Consider the following 20611-nt stretch of genomic DNA (forward strand, 5'->3'; position numbering starts at 1 on the left):
CCGGGGGCGGTGTTCAAAGAGGCGCTGCGCTGCAGACGGGGCAGTCGAAGGTCTGGCCGCCCTGGCCGACGCTCGCCCTCAGGATCTGCAGCGCATCGCCGGAGGTAATGCCTCCGATCGCGTTGACGTCGCAGACGCAGCGCGGGCATGCCTCGGTGCCGACGGCAGTGCGAAGAGCCAGCAGCGCGTCGCCGGCAGCCAGCTTGCCGTCGCCGCTCGCATCACCGCAAAGGGGCACGGCCAGCGCCAGGCACGCGGAGAATTCGGAAGTCTGCGCCGTAGCAACATCGGTTGCCGTCGCGGTGATCTCGCTGCCGACGAGCGCGGTGGCAGGGAGCGTCACGGAGAACGACGGGTGCTCGGGCGTCAAACGGACGCTGGCGCTGCCGAGCCAGGCGGCTCCTTCGCCGAATCCCGAAGGGTCGCACGCATCACTCTGGTAGAGATCGACCGTAAAATCGCGTGAGTCGTGGGCAGGCTCGAGCGTGAAATCGAGGCTGCCATCCACGCGAGTACCGCCGGCAGCAAGCTCGACGGACGCGAGCACGGGAAAATTCTGCAGGCCGTTGGCGCCGGAGTCGGCGTCGCCTGCGTCGTTCGGCGTGACACCGTCATCGCCGAGGTCGATGCCGAGCCCCGCGTTGTCACCAATGCTGTTGCCCGCAATCGTCGCACCGGCGCCGCTCACGGCAATGCCGGCGCCACCGTTGAAGCGGATCGTGTTGCGGGCTTCGGCCGTCCTTAGGCCGATCGTCGCGCCGTTTCCATTCTCGTCGATGCCGGCACCATCGTTCGCGATCGCCGCTGTGCCGGAAGCATCCGTTCCAATGAGATTGCCGCTGATGAACGTGCCGGTCCCGGCATCGATGACGCCCGCCGCTGCATTGCCGGAAAGAATGTTGCGCTGACTACGCAGCGGACCTCCGACCTGCGTATCGGTCGCGAGGGCGCCGATGCTCACGCCGTTGCCGGCGTTGCCGAGATCGATCAATCCGGTGACGTCGGTGCCGAGGAAGCAGCTTTCGACATGGTCGCGCGCACCGGCCGTCACGGCGATCGCGTCGCCATCGAAATTCTGGATTCCGAGACCGCGGATCAGGACGTCATCGGACGCCACTGTAATCGCGTCGTCGGTGCCGGCGTTGTAGCCATCGAGCGCAACGTGGATCACGGCATTGGTTCCCGACTCCAGACTGTTGGCTGCCGAGTCGGACTGGCTGTAGCCGTCGATGACCACCGGGGCGGTGATCGTCATGCCGCTCAGCAGCGGGATGGTGTGCCCGCCGGAGCCGGGGATCGCGAACAGGATCGTATTCGGGCCAGGATCGAGGTTGGCCGTCAGGATCGCCGCGCGAAGAGATCCCGCTCCGATGTCGCTCGTGTTCGTGACGGTGATCGAAGTGCCGCCATCGACGGCCTCGACCGTATTGCAGAACTCGCTCGTCGCTCCGGTAGTCGAGTTCGTTGCGGTGGCGGTGACCTCCAGCGCGCCCGAGGGAGGCGACGGAAGATCGATGGTTTGCTGCAGCGTCGCGATGGTTTTTCCGTCGGGAATGTCCAGCTCGGCCGTCGCCAGCAGAGTGTGCCCTTCGGCCGTGTCGTTCTGGTTGATCGAATCGCCGCCGAAGATCTCGACGTGGTAGCTGCCCGGCGCAGAATCGAGAAGACCTTCGATCCTCAGTTTGCTGCCGAACACCACGGCGAAAGTGACTTCGAACGAGTTCTGCAGCGCGTTGGGGCCTTTGTCGGCGTCGCCGGGGTCGTTCGCGGTTGGACCGTCGTCGCCGAGGTCGATGCCGTAGCCCGCATTGTCGTGAATCGAGTTGTGCAGGATCGACGTCGCGCTGCCGGCATTCGGCGCGAGCACGATCGCGGTGCCGTCGTTGCCTGCGATCTCGTTTCCAGCGCCGTCAGCGAGCCCGCCGATACGGCAGTCGGCACCCACTCCGCTGACGACGATGCCGCGGCCATTGGGAACGGCCACATTGTCCGCGGCGCTTGTTCCGATCAGGTTTCCTTCGATCGATGCGTCCGCGCCCGTCTGGAGAACTGCTGCAACAGCGTTGCCGGAGAGGAGATCGCGATCGGCGGGATCGGCTCCTCCGATTTCACCAACGCCGTGGTTGACGATTCCGTAGCCGGACGATCCCAGTCCGCTGCCCGAGGCACCGATGCCGATGAAGCAGCCGTGGATGCTCACGTCGTGGACGCCGAGCTCGATCTCCACCTCGCTACCGTTGCTGCCGGTGCCGTGAATGGCAACGCCCCGGATCACCGTCAGGCTGGAGGCGATCTTCGCCATCGGCGCACCGTCGGCAAGGGAGCCGTGACCGTCGAGATCGATGCGGATCGTCGCATCGATGGCTCCGCTGGCATTGGTGCCGGCGATGGCTCCGGCCTGCGTGAAGCCGTCGATCGTCAGCGGATGCGTGATCGTCGGAAGAGCGCCGGGAATCGATTTCAGGCCGCCGCCCGGGATCGCGAACGTGATCGTGTCGGCCTCCGGCGTCGCGTTCGCGTCCAGGACGGCCTGGTGCAGGGAGCCGGCGCCAGAGCCGTTGGTGTTCGTGACCTGGAAAACGGCAGCGCCCGCGCCGTTGGCACCGGCGAGGAGTGCTGCTGCCGCAAGCGCGAGAAATCTGGCCATGAGAACCAAAGTGCAGCACCGTCGGCTCTTTGTCCATGCACTGTGCGCGGCGCGGCTCGCTTCCACCCGCAGCACGCACCGGTTGTTCCGCCGCCGCCGGCTGCTAGTGTCCCCGGCCGGCCGAGGACGCCAGCTTACTGTTGCCGCCATGAGCTTCGATGCCGCCTCCCACATCGCCGCGATCGAGCGCGACGGGTTCACGACGATCCCGGATTTCCTTTCGCCGGCGGTACTCGCCGAAGTGCGGCGCGTTCTTTCGCTCTACCTCGACCAAAACCTCGGCCGCAACGATTTCGAGGGCACCAGGACCGAACGGGTCTACACGCTGGTGGCCCGCGCGCGTGTGTTCTGGGACATCGTCCTCGACGAGCGCGTGCTGCGCCTGTGCGAGCGCTTTCTGCTGCCGAACTTCCTTCTCACGGCATCGCAGGCGATCCGCATCCTGCCCGGCGAAACGCCGCAGCCGATCCACAGCGACGATGCCTTCCACCTGCTGCCGCGTCCCCGCCCGATGATCTCGTTGTCGACGATCGTCGCAGTGGACGCGTTCACCGCGGACAACGGCGCGACGACGATCGTCCCCGGCAGTCACCTCTGGGACGACGACAGGGTTCGCGGGCAGTTTTCGCAGGCGCTGCCGGATTCGGACGAAGAACAGCGAGAGTTGGCGACGCACGCGGTGCCGGTCTTGATGCCCGCCGGCGCCGCCGTCGTTTTCGCAGGCACCCTGCTTCACGGCGGTGGTCGCAACACCAGCGGCCGCCCGCGCTGCGCATTCTCGAACCAGTATTGCCAGCCGTGGGCCCGGCCCCAGGAAAATTTCTTTCTCGGTGTTCCCGCGGGCGTCGCGCGCCAGATGCCGTCGCGGCTGCAATCGCTGCTCGGCTATTCGATCCATCCTCCGTTCATCGGTCAGATGACGGCGAGCCATCCGATCAAGTCGCTGGAACCGGACCATGAAAATCGTGTCGTTGCCCAGGCGAGGGCGGCGGGCGCAAAGCTGCCGGAATAGTTCCGGCCGAGGCAATTTCGTGCGAGTCGAAACCAGTCTTCCCCTCGGCAACTGGAGAGCAGTTGCTGCATCGGCCAGGGCCGCCGAAGCCGCCGGCTTCGACGGAGTGCTCAGCTACGAGATCGGCCACGACCCGTTCGCGCCGCTGGTGCTCGCGGCGACTGCAACCGAAAGAGTCCGGCTCGGCAGCGCGATCGCCGTCTGTTTCCCGCGCAGCCCCATGGTGATGGCCAACATCGCGCGCGATCTTCACGCGGAAACAGCAGGCCGCCTCACGCTCGGCCTCGGAACGCAGGTCAAGGGCCACAACGAGCGCCGCTTCAGCGTGCCGTGGACGGCGCCGCTGCCGCGCCTGCGCGAGTACATCGAAGCGCTGCGCGCAATCTGGCACGCGTGGGAGACTGGCGAAAAGCTCGACTACCAGGGAAGCCACTACACGTTCACGTTGATGACGCCGGAGTTCTCCCCTCCGCCGACGGGACTCGGCCCGGTGCCGGTGACGATCGCTGCCGTCAAGCCCGCGATGATCGGTCTTGCCGGCCGCCTCGGCGACGGCATTCGCCTGCACGGCTTCGCGACGCGCCACTACCTGGAAACCGTCGCGATGCCGGCGCTCGAAGCCGGTCTCGCAGCCGCAGGCCGCGATCGCTCGACGTTCGAGGTATGGGGCGGCGGCTTTCTCGCGACCGGACCCGACGATGAGGCCGTCGCCGAATCCCTCGAGCGAATTCGCTACCGCGTCGCGTTCTACGGCTCGACGCGCAGCTACCACGGCGTGCTCGAAGCGCACGGCGCCGAGGACCTCGGTCACAGGCTTCACGACATGTCGAAGGCCGGCAAATGGAAGGAGATGGCGCGCGAGGTGCCCGACGACCTCCTGCACGAGTTCACCGCCGCCGCGACGTGGAAGAACCTGCCGGCCGCGGTCGCCAAGCGCTTCGGCGGAATCAGCGACTCGATCACGCTCGATCTGCCGGGCGACATGCCCGTCGATCTGCGCAGCGAGCTGCTCGCCGAGCTGAAAGCGATCCCGTCTGCCTTTCGTGGTTTTCCGGCCGCCCCGGCGACGACGCGGCCGAGGACGTCAGCCGCCGCCAGCCTGCCGCTCTCGTAGCTGCCCGCACGCGGCGTCGATGTCGTCGCCGCGCGAGCGCCGAAAATGCGTGACGACGCCGCGCGTGCGCAGTGTCTTCGCGAAGGCGAGCTCGTCCAGCGGTGACGACGCCTGGTAGTCCACGCCGCGAAGGCTCGTGCCGGTCGCGTTGTAGTGCAACAGGTTCACGTGCATTCGCCGCGAGCCGAGCAGGCCGGCCAGCGCGTGCGCGTGCGCGACGGAATCGTTGACACCCCGGAGCAGGCAGTACTGGATCGTCACCGGACGTCCGCGCACGGACTGGAAACGGTCGGCGGCCGCGAGGATGTCGGAGATCGCAAAACGCCTGCCGGTCGGAAGCAGAGTCGCGCGCGTCTCGTCATCCGGCGCGTGCAGCGAAACCGCGAGGTGGAACGCGAGACCGGTCGCCGCCAGCCGGTCGATGCCGGGAACGATTCCTACTGTCGAGATCGTGACCTGGCGCCAGCCGAGCGCGCCGTAGCGGTTGTCGGCAATGCGCTCGACCGCCTCCAGCACCTCGTCGACGTTCAGAAGCGGCTCGCCCATGCCCATGAACACGATTGTCTGAAGGCGACGCCCGATTGCGGCGGCCTCGCGCCGCAGCGCGAGGAACTGCGCAACCATCTCTGCCGCCGCAAGATTGCGTTCGAAGCCGCTTTTCGTCGTTGCGCAGAAGTCGCAGGCCATCGCGCAGCCGACCTGGGACGAGATGCAGCCGGCGACGCGCTGCCCGCGAAGATCCGGCATCATCACCGATTCGACGGTGCGCGAATCTTCCAGTTTCAGGAGAAGTTTCGTCGTGCCGTCGGCCGACGTCTGCCTTGCTTCGAGGCGCGCGACCAGCGGCGTATCCAGCTCGGCGCGGATGCGTTCGAGAAGACCCGCAGGGAGCGCGCGATCGTCTGCGGAAAGCTCTCCGCCGCTGGCGTAGAACTCACGGACGAGGCGCCCGGCGTGGCTGGTCTTGCAGCCCCAGGCCGCGAGGATTCCTTCGAGCTCCGCAATCGAGAATCTCGCGAGAGCGCCGATCACGGCGCTTAGTTCGCAGAGCCGATGCGGGAATCCAAGCCGTACGCGACTTCGCTCCGCGCACCGGAGTCATGGAAGCCGGACGGTGCGTCGAACGATGGCCTCGAGCCTCGCCCTAGCCGCGACCGGCAGCGATGATGGCACTGAGATCGAAGAAATTCTCGGTCGTGCCTTCCTGGTCGCCGAGATCGATGTACCAGCCCTGCTCGCCCGGGAACCGCGCGCTCGGAAGCGAGCAGTACGTCCCGTGTTCGAGCTGGATGTCCACCATCGAGATCGACGGTCGGTAACCGAACACCCACGGCATCGAGTATTTCGCGCCGGGCATCGGCTCCTTGTCGAATTTGTAGTTGTTGACCCACACCTTCCACAGCTCGCCGCCGGCGTCGTACATGTCGGTGAACGGAACCCGGAAAACCTCCTTGTCCAGGTAGATCACGCGCTTCGAGTACGCGTACTGGGGCAGCTTGGAGACGCCCTCGATGATCCACGCGTCGCGCGGCTCCCAGACGTCTTCGTGGAGGAAGTCGCCCGACGGCTTGCCCCAGCGCACCGGAAGCTGGCGACTGTGGAGGGAGCCGAGGATTTTCTGCTCGCCGACGAGCTTCCAGGTCATCCACGCGATGTTTCCCTGGTAGCCCTCGAAGCTGTCGGCATCGGTGTCCTGGCCGAACAGCGCATCCGAACGCTGCGCCGAAGAAAGGCGACGCACGCGTCGGAGCTGCGGCAGATAGAGCCAGGAGTCGTCCTGGTGCGTCGGATCCCTGTAACGCGTGAACGTGAAGCCGGTGCCCTTGAGATCGAACGGCTCGATCAGCGGATAGAGCGCTTCCTTGAAGCGCGCGTTGTCGCGGTTGGGCATTTCCGGCTTGGGGTCGACGACGAGGCGTTCGCGGAAAAACAGCCGCCGGATGTGGTCGATGAGGAAGTGTTTCTCGACGCGGGTGGGAGAGCCGTGGTTGCCGACGACGCCGGTGTCGCAGTCGAAGTTGCGCGTGTCGGAGTCGTCGACCTGGATGGCCGAAGCGAAGTTGAACATCAGCTTGGTCGCGATCCACGGATCGCCGGGATCGACGGTGGGGAAAGGCTTGCCGGCGACGTGGTTGAGAAGCTGGGTGCCGTCGGGAGAAAGGGTGACCTGGCCCGAGAATTTCTCGGTGGCTTCGATGTAAGGCGGCGGGTCCGAAATCTTCTCATAGCTGCGGATCGGCAGAACGCCTCCGCGTTCGACGAGCCACTGCATCCCCGGGCTGAGCAGATGCTGGTACTTCGCGAGATTGGCGGCGGTGACGACGCTGCCCGCCGGCGGAATCACGATGCTGCTGGGGCCGTTCGGCACAGGCGCCGCGTGCCCGGCAAGCGGTACGTCGCCGGCACCTCCGGCGCTGCCTCCCGCACTTCCACCGGCCGACCCGCCGCCGGCCTTGTTCGCAGCCAACGCACCACAGGGAAGCGCCAGCAGCGCAGCGACGACCACTCGAAGCGCCGCGGAGGGGCGACGAAAAGTGACTTTTCTCACATCGGAGGTGCTCTCGAGACGACTCATCCGCTTCCTCCTGCCGCACCTGGCGGCTTGCGTGCCGATCGGTCGCCCCCCGGCGAACTCTTCGCGACCGGGATCGAGGCGGCGCGAAGCCGCCGCGGCCCGGCGAAGAAGCTTCAGACTACCCTTGCGGCCGGAGTCGGCGCAAGCGAGGCGACCGGCACGGCGCTTCCTGCCGCGGAGCGTCGAAACGTCGGTGGGACCGACAGAAAGGATCAGTGTTTCGCGGAAGAAAACTGCTCGAGCATCTGTGCCATCATCCGGTGCAGGAGGTTCACCGCCTTCAGCGGCCGGATCATGACCTTGAAGTCGTCGATGCGCCCCTCGGCGTTCCAGTGCAGCATGTCGACGCCGTTGACGTGGATGCCGTCGATCGTGGCGACGAACTCGAGCACGGCGTCATTCTCGCCGATCACCTCACGAACGTAGTGAAATCCCGTGTCGCGGAACACGTTCACCGCCGACTCGAGATACATCGTGACCAGGGCTCGCCCGCGCTGGGGCGTGTGCACGACCGGGGAATGAAAAACAGCGTCCTCGGCGAGCAGGTCTTCGAGACCTGCCGGATCGCCGGACTTGGCCACTTCGTGCCACCTTGGAACGACTGCGGTCTGCATGGGGCCCGTTTTGGCGCAGGACCAGCGCGCGGGCAACGCTTCGCGTCGGCGGCGACCAGGTCGACGCCGGCACCCGCCGGGCCGGGAGCACGGCGCAGGCGCCGGCCTCGACCCCGGAGTTGCCGGATGACCTGTCGCCGGCACCCGGCTACAAACGCCCATGGCCAACCCAAGGAAAGTCCTGCACGACGTCGCGATCGCGATCACCGGCGCCGTCTCGAAACTCATCCCGGACCGCGTGCCGATGACCCTTCTCGGTCCCGGCTCTTCGAAGGACCTCTGCTCGGCGATTGCCCAGGCCGGCACCAAAAAGCTGCTGATCGTCACCGACCGCATGCTCGTCCGGCTCGGCCTCGTCGCCGGCATCACGGCGAGCCTCGAGGAATCCGGCGTCGCGTGGTGCATCTACGACGGCGTCGAGCCCGACCCGACTTCCGAGCACGTCGCGGCGGGCCTCGAGGTGCTGCGTCGCGAACGTTGCGACGCCGTCCTCGCCGTCGGCGGCGGCTCGCCGATGGACGCCGCCAAGGTCATCGCCGCCGCCGCGACGAACGACAAGCCGCTGCACAAGCTCGAAGGACTGCTCAAGGTGCGTCGTCCTCCGCTGCCGCTGTACGCGATCCCGACCACCGCGGGTACCGGTTCGGAGGTCACGATCGCCGCCGTCGTCTCCGATCCCGTGACGCACAAGAAAAAGTTCTTCGTCGATCCGAAGCTGCTGCCGCTGATGACGGCACTGGATCCCGCGCTGATGACGGGCCTGCCGCCGGCGATCACCGCCGCCACCGGCATGGACGCGTTGACACACGCAGTGGAGTCCTACCTTTCGAAGACGTCCAACGTCCAGACCGAGCGGTGGGCCTCGGCGGCGATCCGCCTGATCTTCGCGAATCTTCCGCGTGCGTATCGCAACGGCAACGACATCCAGGCAAGGAGCGCGATGGCGCTGGCATCCTACTACGCGGGCCTGGCGTTCACGCGCACCAGCGTCGGCTACGTTCACGCGATCGCGCACCAGCTCGGCGCGCACTACCGCACGCCCCACGGGCTGGCCAACGCGACCGTGCTTCCCCACGTGCTCGACTATTCGATCGAGCCGGCACGTCGCCGCATGGCCGACATGGCGAGGATGATCGGGATCGAAGGCACGAATGACGCGACGCTGGCCAGCGCCTTCGTGGACTCGGTCCGCGAGCTTGCACGCACCGTCGAAATTCCGCCGGTTCTCGAAGACCTCCAGGTGCAGGACATTCCCGACATCGCGCGTGCCGCGATCGCCGAGGCGTTCATGAACTACCCGGTGCCGCGCTACATGGAAACGATCGATTGCGAGCAGGTGATCCGCGGTTTCCTCGCGCGCACCTGACCACGTGTCCTTCGGGTCGAGACGATGGAGCACCGAAGCAGCGTGCTGAGCTACCATCCGCTCGAAAGGCTCCGCATCCCGAGGCCGGTCGAGAGGATCTCGTACGTTGCCGGTCGCTGCGCCGGCATGCGCGTGCTCGATCTCGGCGCCCTCGATGAAACCGTCGTCACCAGATCCCAGCACTCGTCGTGGAAATGGCTCCATCGCGAAGTGGCGCGTACTGCGCGCGAAGTGCTCGGCGTCGACTCGAGCGAGGAGCTGCGGGCAGCCGGCGGCATGACGACGGACGCCGGAACGCGGATCGTCCACGGGCGCGTCGACGAAATCGACGGTCTGGTCCGCGAATTCCGGCCCGATCTCGTGCTGGCCGGAGAGTTGATCGAGCACACGCCGGACACCCTGGGCTGGCTTTCGCGGGTAGCTGCCGCGGCGCCCGGAGCCCGGCTTGTCGTCACGACGCCCAACGCCACGTCGATCCTGAACATCGCGCTGGCGTTCGTACGACGCGAGAACCAGCACGAGGACCATCTTCACACCTATTCGTACAAAACCCTGACGACGCTGGCGCGCCGCCTCGGCCTGCAGGGCGCGACCCTTACGCCGTACTATTACCACTCGGAGCAGTTTCGCGGCCGCGTCGGGAGCGCCGTCATTCCGCTGATCGTCGCGATCGACTATCTCGTGCTGATGCCAATCCAGTGGCTGTTCCCGCTGACGGCCTTCGGGTTCGTGCTCGAAGGTCGTTTTGCCGGCGACGCGACCGGCACGGGCGACGCGCCGCGACGTTCGTGAGCCCTCGGCGCCGTTCGTAACATCGCGACCTTCGCGCTAGCTTCCGCCGCCCGCGGGGACCGCCCTGCGGTCTCCACTTCCTTCAAGAACTCGCAAGAGCGCGCAAGAATACGCAGGAACACGCGAACGGATTTCGCGAAGAGGACGACGAGCGATGAAGACCCGCATCACCGAGATGTTCGGCATCGAGCACCCCATCATCCAGGGCGGCATGCACTACGTGGGCTATGCGGAGATGGCCGCGGCCGTATCGAACGCCGGCGGCCTCGGCATCATCACGGGCCTGACCCAGCCGACACCCGAAGAGCTCGCCCGGGAAATCCAGCGCTGCCACGACATGACGAGCAAGCCGTTCGGCGTGAACCTCACGATCCTGCCGATGTTCGTGACACCGCCGTACGACGAGTACATGCGCGTGATCATCGAAGGCGGAGTCAAGATCGTCGAGACCGCGGGCCGCAGCCCCGAGCCGTTCATGCCGACGCTGAAGAAGGCCGGCGTCAAGGTGATCCACAAGTGCACGTCGGTGCGCCATTCGCTCAAGGCCGAGCGCATCGGCTGCGACGCAGTCAGCGTCGACGGCTTCGAGTGCGCCGGACATCCGGGCGAAGACGACGTGCCGGGCCTCGTGCTGCTCGCCCGCGCCGCAGAGGAGCTGTCGATCCCGTACGTTGCCTCCGGCGGCATGGCCAACGGGCGCAGCCTGGTGGCCGCCCTGGCCCTCGGTGCCGATGGAATGAACATGGGTACGCGCTTCATCGCGACGGTCGAGGCGCCGGTGCATCCGAACGTCAAGCGCGCGCTCGTCGAGGCCGACGAGTTGTCGACGCGCCTGATCATGCGCCCGCTGCGCAACACCGAGCGCGTGCTGACCAACGCCGCCGTCGAGAAGATCCGCGAGATCGAAAAGGAGAAGGGCGGAGCGGTGACGATCGAAGACATCCGCCCGCTGGTCGCCGGCACCCAGAACCGCAAGGTGCTGCAGGACGGCGAGATGGACGCTGCCGCCTGGAGCTGCGGCATGGTCGCAGGCCTGATCCACGACATCCCGACCTGCAAGGAGCTGATCGAGCGCATCGTGCGCGAGGCCGAGGAGATCCTGCGCGGCAAGCTGATGCCCGCGTTCGCGTGACCGCGTAGATCCGGCCGGAAAAACCGTCCGTGCCGCGTTGCGTCACGCACGCGGGCGCTGCGCTCGCTGCAGGCGCGAGGCGGGACGCTGCCGAAGACCGCCGCTGCCGCCGAAGGATCCGTCGGCCATTTCCTCGCGCGGCAGCGAAGCATCCCCGCGGGGGTTCTTCACAAACCCAGCCGCGGCAATTGACGTGGTTCATGACTGGGGCGTAGAAGTCGCTCCCATGAGCCACTTCACGACCCGCAAATCCATTCTGCTGGCTTCCGGTTTCGTCGTTGCCCTCGGCCTTTCGCCGCTGGCCGCGACTCCCGCCCATGCTTTCGGTCTCGGCGGCGGCACCACGGCCGACGTCAAGAACACGAAACACATCCGCGAGCTCTACGACAACTTCGTCAAGGAGTGGAACAAGCACGACGTCAAGGCGATGGCCTCGCACTGGGCCATCGACGGCGACCACGTCGAGCCCGACGGAACCATCGCCAAGGGCCGCGACGAAGTGACCGCACTGCTGCAGAAGCAGCACTCCAGCGTCTTCAAGAATTCGACGCTCAAGCTCACCGTGCGCTCGGTATGGATCATGGCCGACACCGTCGCGCTCGTCGACGGCACGTACGAGCTGTCCGGCGCCGTGCTTCCCGACGGCACCGCAATCCCGCCGCGCGAAGGCATGCTGACCTCGGTGCTGATCCTCGAACGCGGAAACTGGTCGATCGCCGCCAGCCGCCTGATGATCCCGACCGTGCTGCCCTACAAGCCCAAAACCGCCGCCGCCGCGGCCGCGCCCGCAGCTGCAGCCCCGGCCGAACCCGCCCCGGCGAAGAAGTAACCCCTTCGCCTCGCGAGCAAATAGAAAACGCCGCGGAGAAATCTCCGCGGCGTTTCTTTTTGCGCAATTGCCGAGCGGTCCTCGACGCGAGTGGGCGGCTCTCGAAGCGCGCATCTGCGAGCCGGGCGCGGAGAAGGGGCCAGATGCAAGGCAGCGCCCGCGTGAGCGAGCGAAAGCGTACTTCCCGTACGCTGTAGCGAGCGAAGCGGCGCAACGCCGCAGATGGCCCCTTATCCGCGTCCGGCCCCGCGCTCAGGAGTATTTGTCGAGCATGAGCTTCATCGACTTGCGCAGCCGCTCGACGGCGTTCGCGAGCTTCTGGGTCTCGTCATCGGACACGGAGGCGATCGGCGAGTCGAGATCGCCCTTGCTCATGCGATCCACCGCCTCAGTCAGCGTCACGATCGGGCCCGTCACCCACTGCGCGACGATCAGACCGAATGCCAGCGCCAGCGCGAGCGCCATCACCGTCAGCCAGTTGAAGACCGTCCTCAGCTCCGAAGCCTTCGCGTAGAGGATCGACGTCGGCATCTGGTCGACGAGGAAGCCGAGCCCGCCGTGCGGCACTCCGGGAATCGGAATCGGCTTGGCCAGCGTCAGCAGCTCGGCACCTTCGTCCTTGAACACGTCGGTGGCGGCCAGGATCTTCGGTCCGAGCTCCGGGGAGTCCTTGGTGAGGTTCTCGCCGGTTGCGAGGTCGCGCTCGCTGCCGAACAGTTTCTTCTGCTCGGGATGGCTCAGGTAAGCGCCGCCGGGATCGGTGACGAGTAGAGTCTCACCGGCTTCGGGCGCGGCCGCGACCATCTGGAGCACCGGGTCCATCGCAACGCCGATCACGAGGACGCCGCGGCGCCGCGACGTATTGTCGAACACCGACGTGCTGTAACGCAGGACCGGCCGCGGCTTGTCTTCGAGCGTTCCCTTCTCGCGATTGAGCTCGACCGGCGAGATCATCACCTCGCCCTTGGGCAGCTTGAGCGCCGCGGCGAAATCGGGAGTGGCCCGGCGCGTCTCGAGCTTGTCGGGCGCGACCACCACGGTGACGTCCTTGTCGCGATCGACGCGCAGCCGTTCGGCGCCCGAACTGTCGAAGTAGCGGATCTGGTAATAGTTGCCGCGGATTTCCGAGAGGCGGACGAACGCGAGCGAGAGGTTCTTGCGCGTGGCATCGATCAGCGTCGTATCGCCGCTGTCGGACGCGAGCAGGTACTGCGCGAGGGCCGGCGTGTCGGCCAGCAGCAGCAGGTCTCCGTCTACGCCGGCCAGGTAGCGTTCGATCTGAGCGGAGATGCCCGCGATGCGGACTTCGAGCGAATGCAGGCCGTCCTGCCGAAGGACACGCTCGATTCGGCTGCCACCGTACCACCCCAGGGCGATGAGGGGAGGCAGCGTGACGGCGGCCGATGCCAACACGAGCTTGTTGCGCATACTGCTCATGAACTAAACATCGCTCCTTGGCTTCGCTGAGGTCGGCCTGACCTCCCCGATAGGGGGAGGGCCCTCTTCTCAGGCCCTTATCTCATACACTTGACGCGATGCGGTTTCACGGGCTCCCTCGCCCGGCGGGAGCGTCAGCTCCCCCTCAGCCGCTCCACTGCATCGAGGAACGCCTTTTTCTCGCTGTCGCTCGAAAGATCTGCTGCCAGGATCTTGGCGAGCTCGCCGAGAGTGCCGACAGTCGGCGTACTGGTCTCGCGCCAGCGCGTCACGCCGCGCTTGAAGCTGACGCGCGCGACCGGACCGATGTACTCGGTCAGCAGCGCGAGAACCTGGGGAAGAATGGGCTCGGCATCCTTGTCGGAAACCTTGGCGGCCGCGGGTGCAGGCTCGGGCTTCGCGCCCGGTTTCGGCGGCGGCGGCGCGGCCGATGCCGCAGGAGCGGGAGCACCGGGGCGGCCCGGCGGCTGCTGTCCCTTGAGCGGCGGCGGAGGAGGCGGCGCCGGCTTGGCAGCCTGGGGCGGGGCACCCGGAGGCGGAGCCTGCGGCGGTCTTCCGGTCGGCTGAGGCTTGGCCGCGGCCTGGGGAGGCGGCGGCGGAGCGGCGGGCTGAGGCTTCCCGGGCGGCGGAGGAGGTACGGGGACGCCCGGCCTGGCTGCCGCCGGAGCGGCTGCGGCTTGGCCGGCCGGAGCAGGGCCGGCGGCGGGCTTGGCCGCGGCAGGCTGCTGGGCCGGTGCCGGCTCGGGCTTCTCGGCAATGTCGTGCATGCGCCGCAACTGGCGCACCGAGGAGCCCATGACGACGCGCAGCAACTGCGTGTTCGCATCCGGAGCTGCGAGCATCGCGAGCACGAAGTCCTTGTCCACCGGCGCGACCATCAACGAGCGGCCGGCAAAATCGACGACCATTTCTTCGAAGCGGCGGTCGACCAGCTCCAGGCCGTCGCTGATGCCGCGAACGAAGCCGAGGCTGGCAGCCTGCGCCACCTTGTCGCCGTCGGCGAACGAAGACGCGAGCACTTCGCCGCCGCGAACGATGCAGGCACACTGCACCCCGCTGACGGTCCCGAGATCTCTCAGTAGCGTACGCACGACTAACCCTTCTTGAGCAGCTCGCCGACTTCGGCGAACAGCTCACTCTGAGGCCGCGAGCGCTCGGAAACGATCGCAAGGGCCTGCTTGTCCTTCATTACCAGCGAGAGGTCCTCGTCCTTGTTCGTGCGCACGAGCATGCGCCGGACCTCGCCGAGGGCGGTCGCGTTTTTTCCCTCCACCGCCACCTTGAACATCAACCCGAAGAACTCGTTGAGCTCCTTGGCGCCGATCGTGGAGCCCGCCACCTCGCCCTTTTCCCCGACCAGCGCCGCGCCTCGCACGCCGCGGATCTTCATCACCTCTTCGACGATGGACTTGTTCATTTCCTCGCGTTCCCCCACGCCCTTGCGACGAGATCTGCCGCGACGGGCGCCTGCTTCACAGGTCTTCTCCGAAATCGGTGGCGCTCGCCACGGCCTGCTTGCGCAGCTTCATGCGATCCTGGCGGATGTCTTCGCGCTCCTCGGCGACCTCGCGCAGCGCGGCCTCCAGGCGGATGCGTGAATCTGCGAGCCAGGTCTCCAGGCCCGAAAGCTCCTTGCGCCTGGCGGCAATGCGCGACTCGAGCTGCTGCTGGTCGTCGAGCAGGCTCTCGCGCTCGCGCGTGACGGCGGTACGGGCCTCGCGCAGCAGCCTTTCCTGCTCGGCGAAGCGCTGCGACTGCTCGTCGGCCTTCTTCTCCAGCGCGCCGACTTCGTCTTCGAGCGCCTTGCGGTCGCGCTCCAGGCGCGTGCGGTTTTCGACGAGCTCTTTCTCACCGACGACGAGTTTTTCCCTGGCGGCCACGGACTGGTTTTCGATCGCCTTGCGCTCTTCCTCGAGCTTGGCGCGCGTGGCAGCCCACTCTTCCTCGGCCTTCTTCATGCGCGCGGCGAGCTCCTCGTCGCGCTTGCCAAGATCGGCCAGACCGGCCGAAAGACGAGTGTTCTCGGTCTCGGCGCGACGCCGCGAGTCGGCGAGCCAGGCTTCGAGAGTCGCGATCTCCGCGAGGCGGTCGGCGACGGCTTCCTCGACTTTCTGGCGCTCGGCGCGGATGCCGTCACGCTCGCGCGAAAGCTCCATGCGGCGCTCGTCGAGGGTGCGTTCCTGCGCCGCCAGCTCCCGGGTGGTCGACTCGGACTTCTCTTCGAGCGCCTTGATCTCGCTTTCGAGCGCCCCGCGATCGGCCTTGAGCGTGGCCAGTGCCTGGCCGAGCTCGGCTTCGCGCTGCTCGAGCGCGGTGGTCCGCTCGTCGAGGTCCATCGCCATCTCGTCGCGACGCGCTTCGAGATCGCGAATACGCCGATCGATCTCGCTTTCGGCCTCGGCGACGGCTTTCTCGCGCTCGGCGGCCTCTTCATCGTGCGCCCTGGAAGTCTGCTCGTACGTGACACGCGCAGCGTCCAGCGCCGTGCGGTCCGCGGACAGGCGCGTGCGGGCGTCGCCAAGCCAGCCCTCGAGGCCCTTGAGATCCTGCATCCTGGCCGCAGCCTCGGCGCCGAGGCGCCCACGCTCGGCCTCGATGCCCTGGCGGTCGCGCGCGAGCTCTGCCTGGCGATCCGCGAGATCCTTTTCGCGCGCGGCCAGCGCACGAGCGTCGGCCTCGGTCTTCTGCTCGAGGGCCTGCAACTCGGATTCGAGCGCCGCGCGGTCGTCGGCAAGCTTCCTGCCGGCCTCGGCGACGGCTTTCTCGCGGGCGGCCACCTCGGCGGCCTTCTTCTCGATGTCGACCGACAGCTCGCTGCGGCGCTTCTCGAGGTCCTTGCTGCCCTGCTCGAGTTCCGCCTGTTTCGCGGAATGCTCGCGGTCTTTCTGCACGTGCGCCGAACGCGTTTTGTCGACGTCGCTCGCAAGCTCGCCTCGTGCCACGTCGAGAGCGTTGAGCTCTTTTTCCTGGCGGGCGCGGGACCCGGCAAGCCATTTCTCGAGCCCGGCGATCTCGGTGCGACGGTCTGCGAACTCGGCCTCGATGTCCTGGCGCTGGTGCGCGAGGTCCTCGCGGCTGCGCGCGAGCTCTTCCTTGCGCTCGGCCAGCGCCCTTTCGCCCGCTGCGATGACGGCGGCCGCGGCGTTGGAGCGCTCTTCGAGGGCCTTGATCTCGCTCTCGAGCGCCTCGCGATCGGCGCGATGCTTCTGGTCGTTCTTCGTGAGCTCGGCTTCACGGCGATCGAGCTTCTCGGACCTGTCGTCGAGGCTCATGGCCAGCTCGTCGCGCCTGGCTTCGAGCTCCTTCGACTTCTTGGCGAGGTCGGCCTGCTCGGCCGCGATCGCCTGCATGCGCGCAGCGGCTTCCTCGTCGGCCTTGGCGACCGCGGCAGCGTGCTTGCTGCGATCGCCCTGCAACGTGACGAGCTCCGAGTTGAGGCGATTGCGCGACTCGGCGAGCCATTTTTCGAGCTCGGCGGCAGCGCGCACCTTGCTCTCGGCATCGGCGCGCAGCTCGCGGGCGTCCTTCTCCATGCCCTGGCGGTCGCGCGCCAGCAGCTCACGGTCGCGCTCGATGCCCTGCTCGCGGCTCTTCAGCTCCATGGCCTGGGCGTCGAGCTCGGCGCGGATGCGCGCGCGCTCGGCCTCGACGGCCTCGCTGTCCTTCGCGAAGTCGTCCTGGGCCTTGAGAACGGCCTTCTCCAGCTCGCGGACGCGTTCCTCGTCGGTGGCGAGCGTGTCGCGCAGCGACTGGTGCTCCTTCTCGAGCACGATCCGACGGCCGTCGAGCTCCTGCAGGCGCGACTGCACCGTGGCCATCGCCTCGTCATGTTGCTTGCGCAGGTTGGCGCGCTCGAGCGCGATGGAGTTCTTCTCCATGTCGAGCGCGGCGCCGCGCTCGTCGAGCTCGCGGCTGCGCAGGGCGAACGCGCGGGCGCTGGCCGCTTCGCGGCTCTCGGCTTCCTTCAGGCGCGCCTCGAGCTCGGTACGCTGCTCGCCGAGGATCAGCTTGCCGGCTTCGAGCTCGCGCTCGCGCAGCTCCATGCGCGCGGCGCGCTCGGTGTCCTGCGATTCGAGCTTCGCGCGCTCGACACGGAAGGTTTCGACCTCGCGCGTGATCTGTGCGCGCTCGGCGGCGAGCATCGCTTCGCGCGCCGCGATCTCACGCGTCGTTGCCTGGGCCTGGGCCTGCGCGGCGGCCTTCTCGCGCGCCAGCCCCTGCAGCTCTTCGTCGAGATTGTCGTGCGCTTCCTGGTAGGCCTTCTCGCGCGCGGCGAGCTCGTCGGAGCGCTTGGTGGCACGCTCGCGAAGCGTCTTCTTCTCCGCTTCGAACAGGGCGCGCTCTTCGTCGAGATGATCGCGCTCCTCGATCAGGCGCTTCTCGAACGTTCCCGCATCGAGAGGCTGGCTGGCGCGACGCTCGAGCTCTTCGCGCTGCAGGTCGAACAGGCGCCGCTCTTCCTCGAACTTCTCGAGCGCACGCGTGAGATCGTTGCGGGCCTGGTTGACGAGGTCGACGCGGGACTGGAGCGCGTCGCGCAGCGCGACGACCGACGCAACCGCGTCGCGCTTGACCGACTCGATGCGGTTGAGGACCGCATCGGTGGCCAGCGCCGGCTCCGGTGTCTCCAGTTTCATCTCTCTCTTCGTCCGGCCAGCGCCGACGCTCCCGCCTAGTACTCTCCGCCCGTCGCGCGCTGCAGCGCCAGGCGGGCCGCCTCCTGGCGAAGTTCCTCGAGCCGCACGGAATGCGCCGACTCAATGGTATCGACCAGTAGCAGGATCTTTTCTTCCAGCCGTGCAAACGCGGTGTCAATCTCCGCGGCCCCGGCCTTTTCGCTCTCGGCCAGCCGGCGTTTCAGGACCTCGATGTTCGGATCGCTCATGACCGGTCCCTCGGCGGCGCGTCAGCGCCCCTCCCCGATGAAACTTGCGACATCAAAAGCCTGTTCGGTGGTGCCCTCCTGGTCGCCGACGTTCATGTACCAGCCGTCTTCGTTCTTGAACGATGCATCGGGGAATTGGCAACGCGTCGCGTGATTGAGCTGCATATCGAACAACTCGACTCCGGAGAGCAAGATGCGCTTGTACGGGACGCTGTATTTTGATTCCGGACGCACCTTGTCCCGGTAGACCCAGTCCTGGACCAAGCCCTTCCACAGCCTGCCCTGAAGGTCGAAGATCTCGGTGTACGGGATGATGAACGACTCGCGGTCGACGTAGATGACGCGGCTCCCGAACGCGTACCCCGGCAGTCGCGAGCGCCCTTCGAGGACCCACACGTCGCGAGGCTCCCACGTGTCGTCGTGCAGGAAGTCGTTCGGCGGCGGCAGCCATTCGGCCGGCATTTTGCGGCCATGCATGGTCGCGATGATGGTCTTGGTGCCGAGCAGGCGCCACTGCGTCCACGCCGGGTTTCCGCCGTAGCCGCCGTAGCTGTCGAGGTCGATGTCCTGGCCGAACACGCCTTCGGAGCGCTGTGCCGTGCTCAGGCGACGCACGCGCTTCTGCTGAGGGAAATACAGCCACGAGTCGTCCTGGCGACGGGGGTCGAGGAAGCGGTTGTACGTGAAGCCCGAGCCCTTCAGGTCGAACGGTTCGAGCAGCGGATGCAGCATCTCGCGGTAGCGGATGCCTTCGGGATTGGTCCACGTCGGCTTCGGGTCGCTGTAGAATCGCGAGACGTAGTACAGGCGACGGAAATGGCCGGTGATGTAGGCGCGCTCGACGTCCATGCCGGTGTTGCCGCCGGTCGAGCCCGTGCTGCTGCCGGTCGGTCCCGTGCTGCTGCCGATCGACCCCGTCTGGCAACCGAAGTTGCGGATGTCGAAGTCGTCGTTCACGACGCGCGCATCCCAGTTGAGGATCATCTTGATGCCGGCGTCGGGGTCGTCGGTCTGCACGAACGGGAACGGAACGCCGGCGACGTAGTCGAGCATGTACGACTTGTCGTCGGACAGTCGCACTTGGGGGCTGTAGCGCTGCGTCGCCTCGGCGCGCGCGGGCTCCATCGGGATCGGCTCGTTCGCGACCACCGGGAGCTTGGCGCCGCGCCGCACGGCCCATGCGATCGACGGGCTGATGAAATCCTTCCAGCGATCGAGGTTACTGCTCTGGACGACCGTTCCAGGCGGCGGCACGTCGGGCGAGATGAACGCGGGAGCGGGCGCCGTTGCTGCAACAGCGGGCGCCGGCGCGGCACTCGGCCTGCCAGCCTCTTCGGGAGCCCTTCGCGACGGCGTAGGCGCCACCGGAAGCGGCCGCGGCTTGGGCCTTGCCTTCGGGTACGGAGTTTTTCTCGACGGCCCCGGCTCCTGCTCGACGCCCGGCTCAGGAACGACGACCGAAGGCTGCGGCTCCACTTGCGGCGCTGGTGCGGCCGCCGGCGGCGGTGCGGCTTCACGTGTCGGCGGCGCCTGCACGCCGAGGAGCTTCCTCAGCATGTCGTAGTCCTGCTCGGTCGGCGCGGTGCCGGCCTTCGGCGCGCCGCCGGTCTCCTGGGCGAGGACCACGGGAGCGGCGGCGAGAAGCACGGCGCAAAGGCCGGATCTCACGAGCGAAGGACCGTCGCTGCAAGGCAGGAGTTTCAAGGCTGTCGTCTTCCTCGCTCGCGTTTCGCTCGGCGGAAGCGTCGTCTCCGCCGTCCTGCGGAGCGATCCCGTTTTGCGGGAACGCTGTCCACACCCCCGACAAGGGCGAAATCGAGGCGCGATGGTGCGACCGATGACGATCGATCAGCAACCACAAAGAGAGGACCAGCCATGTCGGCCAGCGATTCCCGCCCCAGGCTCGTCCCCCGAGCCCCCTGAACCGCCCGCTACCTACGACTCCGACACCCGCGATGCAATGAAAAAAGGCGGCTTTTCCCGCATTTCATCGAAAAGTTCCGCTGCTTTTTGGATCCCTTCAGTACGAGCCTTTTGCGGGCGGGTCCGCGCGGCGGTCTGCCCCCCGGAACGCCCTTCGCGCCCTTGGCGACGCCCCTGCCGGGAAGGGCTCGCCCGAGGCCTGTCGACCCGACCGGCCTTTGCTGCTAGCGAGCGCCCGCCGCCGCAGCGGCCGACTCGCGACAACTCCGCAGCGACCGCCGCGCG

At 67.2% G+C, this 20611-nt stretch carries 16 protein-coding genes; 6 read left to right on the plus strand and 10 right to left on the minus strand.

Annotation, left to right across the window (positions count from 1 at the left end; genetic code table 11):
* Positions 1-13: 13 nt before the first annotated feature.
* A complete protein-coding gene (locus VGK20_02185) occupies positions 14-2647 on the minus strand; it encodes a hypothetical protein (protein ID HEY2772841.1) in 2634 nt (877 codons plus the stop codon).
* 148 nt (positions 2648-2795) lie between these two features.
* Between VGK20_02185 and VGK20_02190 the strand changes: the two genes are divergently transcribed.
* On the plus strand, positions 2796-3659 hold the full coding sequence (locus VGK20_02190) for a phytanoyl-CoA dioxygenase family protein (GenBank protein ID HEY2772842.1): 864 nt from the start codon (positions 2796-2798) through the stop codon (positions 3657-3659).
* 19 nt (positions 3660-3678) lie between these two features.
* Positions 3679-4773: a TIGR03617 family F420-dependent LLM class oxidoreductase gene (locus VGK20_02195; GenBank protein HEY2772843.1), complete on the plus strand. Its 1095-nt coding sequence runs from the start codon at positions 3679-3681 to the stop codon at positions 4771-4773.
* Here VGK20_02195 and rlmN read toward each other — a convergent pair.
* From rlmN to VGK20_02210, 3 genes are all read right to left on the minus strand, one after another.
* Entirely contained in the window at positions 4744-5805 is a 1062-nt protein-coding gene (gene rlmN / locus VGK20_02200; GenBank protein ID HEY2772844.1) for a 23S rRNA (adenine(2503)-C(2))-methyltransferase RlmN, read from the minus strand. The genes VGK20_02195 and rlmN overlap by 30 nt on opposite strands.
* 112 nt (positions 5806-5917) lie before the next feature.
* On the minus strand, positions 5918-7348 hold the full coding sequence (locus tag VGK20_02205) for a DUF1329 domain-containing protein (protein HEY2772845.1): 1431 nt from the start codon (positions 7346-7348) through the stop codon (positions 5918-5920).
* A gap of 212 nt (positions 7349-7560) precedes the next feature.
* Positions 7561-7929 (minus strand): nuclear transport factor 2 family protein, encoded by a 369-nt coding sequence (locus VGK20_02210; GenBank protein HEY2772846.1) that lies wholly within the window; start codon positions 7927-7929, stop codon positions 7561-7563.
* A gap of 193 nt (positions 7930-8122) precedes the next feature.
* Here VGK20_02210 and VGK20_02215 point away from each other — a divergent pair, with 193 nt between their 5' ends.
* From VGK20_02215 to VGK20_02230, 4 genes are all read left to right on the plus strand, one after another.
* On the plus strand, positions 8123-9328 hold the full coding sequence (locus VGK20_02215; protein ID HEY2772847.1) for an iron-containing alcohol dehydrogenase: 1206 nt from the start codon (positions 8123-8125) through the stop codon (positions 9326-9328).
* A gap of 24 nt (positions 9329-9352) precedes the next feature.
* The gene (locus VGK20_02220; GenBank protein HEY2772848.1) at positions 9353-10120 is read left to right on the plus strand and encodes a methyltransferase domain-containing protein; all 768 of its coding nucleotides are present in this window, start codon (positions 9353-9355) and stop codon (positions 10118-10120) included.
* 154 nt (positions 10121-10274) lie between these two features.
* Positions 10275-11252, plus strand: a complete 978-nt coding sequence (locus VGK20_02225; protein ID HEY2772849.1) for a nitronate monooxygenase family protein — start codon at positions 10275-10277, stop codon at positions 11250-11252.
* A 226-nt stretch (positions 11253-11478) separates the two neighbouring features.
* Complete coding sequence (locus VGK20_02230) at positions 11479-12081, plus strand: SgcJ/EcaC family oxidoreductase (protein ID HEY2772850.1); 603 nt, start codon at positions 11479-11481, stop codon at positions 12079-12081.
* A gap of 252 nt (positions 12082-12333) precedes the next feature.
* On the opposite strand, the gene VGK20_02235 is transcribed toward VGK20_02230, so the two are convergent.
* The 6 genes from VGK20_02235 to VGK20_02260 all read right to left on the minus strand — a co-directional run bounded on the left by VGK20_02235 (position 12334) and on the right by VGK20_02260 (position 20107).
* Positions 12334-13518, minus strand: a complete 1185-nt coding sequence (locus VGK20_02235) for a cache and HAMP domain-containing protein (protein ID HEY2772851.1) — start codon at positions 13516-13518, stop codon at positions 12334-12336.
* A 134-nt stretch (positions 13519-13652) separates the two neighbouring features.
* Complete coding sequence (locus VGK20_02240; protein ID HEY2772852.1) at positions 13653-14609, minus strand: hypothetical protein; 957 nt, start codon at positions 14607-14609, stop codon at positions 13653-13655.
* Positions 14610-14611: 2 nt separating this feature from the next.
* Positions 14612-14935: a hypothetical protein gene (locus tag VGK20_02245; GenBank protein ID HEY2772853.1), complete on the minus strand. Its 324-nt coding sequence runs from the start codon at positions 14933-14935 to the stop codon at positions 14612-14614.
* A gap of 55 nt (positions 14936-14990) precedes the next feature.
* Entirely contained in the window at positions 14991-18155 is a 3165-nt protein-coding gene (locus VGK20_02250) for a hypothetical protein (GenBank protein ID HEY2772854.1), read from the minus strand.
* Positions 18156-18190: 35 nt separating this feature from the next.
* A complete protein-coding gene (locus tag VGK20_02255; GenBank protein HEY2772855.1) occupies positions 18191-18403 on the minus strand; it encodes a hypothetical protein in 213 nt (70 codons plus the stop codon).
* A 21-nt stretch (positions 18404-18424) separates the two neighbouring features.
* Entirely contained in the window at positions 18425-20107 is a 1683-nt protein-coding gene (locus VGK20_02260; GenBank protein HEY2772856.1) for a DUF1329 domain-containing protein, read from the minus strand.
* Positions 20108-20611 lie beyond the last annotated feature (504 nt).

This window comes from Candidatus Binatia bacterium, from assembly GCA_036493895.1.
Classification (GTDB): domain Bacteria; phylum Desulfobacterota; class Binatia; order UBA1149; family CAITLU01; genus DATNBU01.